Here is a 3,519-nt window from a genome sequence, read left to right as displayed (position 1 = left end):
TCGCCCGCCTGGAGCGGTCAGCATCCCGACTCTTGGCCACCTCGTTCATATGGATTTGCTGACTTCGGCTTGCACGCGCAAGTCCCCGGCGGCCGTATCGTAGGCAAAGCAGTCACCCTGCGCCTGGTGAAACCAGATGCCGTTGCCGTGAACAAGGCACTCGCGCTGCTGAAACAGGGCGATGTGCTGGTCATCGACATGATGGGAAATCATACCCATGCCCCAGTTGGCGCGGTAACAGCCTGTGCTGCAGCTTGCGCAGGTGCCCAAGGCATCATCGTCGATGGCGTTGTTACCGATATCAAGGAGCTCAAGGAGCAAGGACTTCCCGTCTTTTCACGTGGAACCAGTTCGTTGACCACTAAGCGCTATGACGGCTTCGGTTCCGAAATTAACGTTCCGGTTCATTGCGGCAATGTTCTGGTCCGGCCCGGTGATGTGGTACTCGCCGATGACAATGGCGTCCTGTTCATGGATGTGGGACTGGCGGCGAGCGTCATCGACGAGGCGTTGGCTTCGGACCGCGCCGAGCCCTCGATCCTGGCCCGGCTCCGTGCGGGTGAACCCGCCGCAAATGTACTGGTACTCCAATAGAAGAGGTAGAGATGACAAAGATTGCACTGCTCAGCAGCGACTACGACATGTCGCAGATTGCCCCCTATATTCGTCAAGCCGCCCCGGAACTCGAAGTGCTGATGTACGGTGAGCCCGGCGCCGACCAGGCCGAGGTGGCTGCGTGCTGGAACCCGCCGCATGGTGCACTGGCCAAGATGCCCAATCTAAAACTGATCCACGCTATTGCCGCTGGCGTAGATAACATCCTTGCTGACCCTGAGCTCCCCAGTCTGCCGGTGTGTCGTGTGGTAGACCCTGCGCATGCGCGTGGCATGGGTGAATTCGTCACCTGGTCGGTTCTTTTCTACTACCGCCAGCTGGATCTGGCGATGGCTAATCAGCGCAAGGGGGTGTGGTTCCGCCCACTTCAATTGGAACCCAAGCAGTGCAAAATCGGCATCATGGGGCTAGGCCAGATTGGTAGCCGTGTTGCGAAGGATTTGCAACGTTTCGGTTTCCCCATCCGTGGCTGGTCCAGAGGGGAGCAAACGGTTGAAGGCGTAGATGTGTTCGTCGGCAACGAACAGTTTCAGGACTTCTTGTCAGATTGCGACATTCTCATCTGCCTGCTTCCCTTGACCGCCGAAACCAGAGGTCTCTTGAACGCCAAGACCTTTTCGCTTCTTCCCAAGGGGGCCAAGCTGATCCATGTCGGTCGCGGCGAACAGCTGGTGATTGACGACCTGTGCGAAGCACTGGCTAGTGGGCAGCTAGGTGGCGCCCATGTGGACGTATTCGAGAAAGAGCCACTTCCGCCGGGTAGCAAGCTCTGGAAAGTTCCCAATCTGTTCGTCACGCCGCATATGGCGTCAGTGGCGCAGTCCGAAACCATCGGACTGCAGATTGCTGAGAATATCCAGCGGCTTGCGCGCGCTGAACCGCTGGTGAACCTGGTGGATGTCGGCCGTGGCTACTAACCAGAACAGATTGGCAGTGCCGGTGAGGCCCCCGTTATTGCGGCGCAGCTGGTTGTTTGTCTCGGGCAGCGATCGCGAGGAGCAAGAGCGGGCACTGCTCAGTGGTGCGGATGCCGTGGTCGCCGACCTCGAAGAGTTCACGGCTCACCAGGACCGTATCGAGGCGCGCGTAACAATCGCAAATTTCATGCGGAAGTGCCGTCAGCAACGTGTTGTAGGCGCGGTGCGCGTGAACCGGCTCACCGAGGATGGGCTGGATGACCTGATAGGCGTGATGCATGGCGCGCCTGTTGCGGTCTTTCTTCCGCATGTGGAATCGCCGGAGCATATCCGCGAACTGAATCAACAGATAGGCAAGCTGGAGCATGCCTATCAGCTTCAGGCCGGCCGTACCGAAATCGTACCTACCATTGAATCGGCGCGAGGCCTGGTCGCCTTGACGTCCATTCTGGCTGAGAGCGACCGGATACGCTGCTGCCTGCTTGCGGGAGAGGACCTGAGCACTTCTCTAGGCGCCATCAGGGGAGAAGACAGCATCGAACTCCAGCATGTACGTTCCCGTTTCCTGGTGGAGTGCATCGCAGCCGGCGTTACGCCTATCGATTTGCCTTACTCATATCGAAACGAATCGGCTGTACTTGCCGATTTGTCGTGGGCATCCCGCGTTGGTTTCAAGTCCAAATGCGTGGTGTCGCCTGCTCAGATTCAAATCGTCAATACCTTGTTCACCCCATCGGCATCCGACGTTTCTGCAGCCGAGGACTGTGTCATGCAATGGCAGATGGCCCTGGGGAACAAGCAGTCGCCTTCGGTCAGCCCTTCCGACTTCTACAATGCCCGCCGGTTGTTGGGGCGGCACGCTGAATTTTCGGCCTGGGCTGCTGAAGCAAACGAAGATGCCAACGGAAGGATGTTTCAATGAAAATGTGGGAATCGGCGATAGCCGGAAAAGAGCTTTCGGTCGACGCTATTGTCGCCGCTGTCGCGGCGCTGCAGCCTTACATGCTCGATACGTTGCAGCGGTTGGTTCGTGCGCCCAGCCAGTCTGGGGACGAATGGGCGGCAACGCGCCAGATGGAAGAGATCATGGCGGAGCTGGGCTTGGCTGTGAACCGCATTCCATTGGATACCGATGCGCTTTGCCAACATGGGCTTTACTCCCCACGATGTCACCCGGATGCCGGGCGCTATAACCTTCTATCAATCTTTGAGGGAGCTTCCGGTCCTGACGAGGATGTTCGCTCCGTCCTGTTTAACGGGCATCTGGATGTCGTGCCAACGGGCCCGGAGGGACTGTGGACGGACGGCCCCTACAACCCGGTCGTAAAGGACGGATGGATGTATGGCAGGGGTAGCGGAGATATGAAAGCCGGCATCGTCTGCACGCTTGTCGCACTCAAGGCACTTCGGCATCTGGGTTATCAGCCCAAAGGTAGAGTGGGATTCAATTGGGTCCTGGAAGAAGAGTGCACCGGCAACGGGGCGTTGGCTTCCGCGCTCGCCATCCAGAAGGGGAGCAGCGATGGTCGTTCTACCAAATTCGACGGTGTGATTATCCCCGAACCGCTGGGCGACGGCTTGGTGTGTGCACAGGTCGGCGTGTTCTGGATGAATATCGAACTGACCGGAAGGCCCGCTCATGCAGCGATGATGGCAAGCGGAGTCAATCCCATCAATGCGGCCATTGAAATCATGGCGGACTTGCGGATTCTGGAGCAAGAGTGGAATCGGCCAGAGAATCGCCATCCAGCTTTCCATGAACATGACCATCCTATCAACTTCAACCTCGGGCGTATGGCCGGTGGTGAGTGGAACTCATCGGTGCCATGCACGTGTTCGATGGGGGTGCGCATCGGGGTCTTCCCTGGTGTCGATATCGATGAGGCTAAGAAAGTGGTTTCCGAGCGTATTACTGAGACTGTTGAACGAATCGGTAAAGGTCTCAAGGCGACTATCAGCTACGAGGGATTCCAGCTCCCGGGCGTTT

General features: G+C 57.9%; 4 protein-coding genes. All 4 read left to right on the top strand.

Annotation, left to right across the window (positions count from 1 at the left end; translation table 11 throughout):
- Nucleotides 1-594 (top strand): RraA family protein (locus I5W_RS21525; RefSeq protein WP_252717166.1); only part of this gene is annotated, 594 nt, incomplete at its 5' end.
- A gap of 11 nt (nt 595-605) precedes the next feature.
- Nucleotides 606-1,532 carry a 2-hydroxyacid dehydrogenase gene (locus I5W_RS21520; protein ID WP_044530767.1) on the top strand — a complete coding sequence of 309 codons (927 nt, stop codon included), beginning with the start codon at nt 606-608 and terminating at the stop codon, nt 1,530-1,532.
- On the top strand, nt 1,513-2,454 hold the full coding sequence (locus I5W_RS21515; protein WP_044530766.1) for an HpcH/HpaI aldolase/citrate lyase family protein: 942 nt from the start codon (nt 1,513-1,515) through the stop codon (nt 2,452-2,454). Before I5W_RS21520 ends, I5W_RS21515 begins: the two co-directional genes overlap by 20 nt.
- Nucleotides 2,451-3,519 (top strand): M20/M25/M40 family metallo-hydrolase (locus I5W_RS21510; RefSeq protein WP_050010712.1); only part of this gene is annotated, 1,069 nt, incomplete at its 3' end. The genes I5W_RS21515 and I5W_RS21510, both read left to right, overlap by 4 nt.

The sequence above is a fragment of the Herbaspirillum sp. B65 genome (genome assembly GCF_000333555.1).
GTDB classification, from domain to species: Bacteria; Pseudomonadota; Gammaproteobacteria; order Burkholderiales; family Burkholderiaceae_D; genus Herbaspirillum; species Herbaspirillum rubrisubalbicans.
This window is presented reverse-complemented; position numbering and strand designations above follow the sequence as displayed.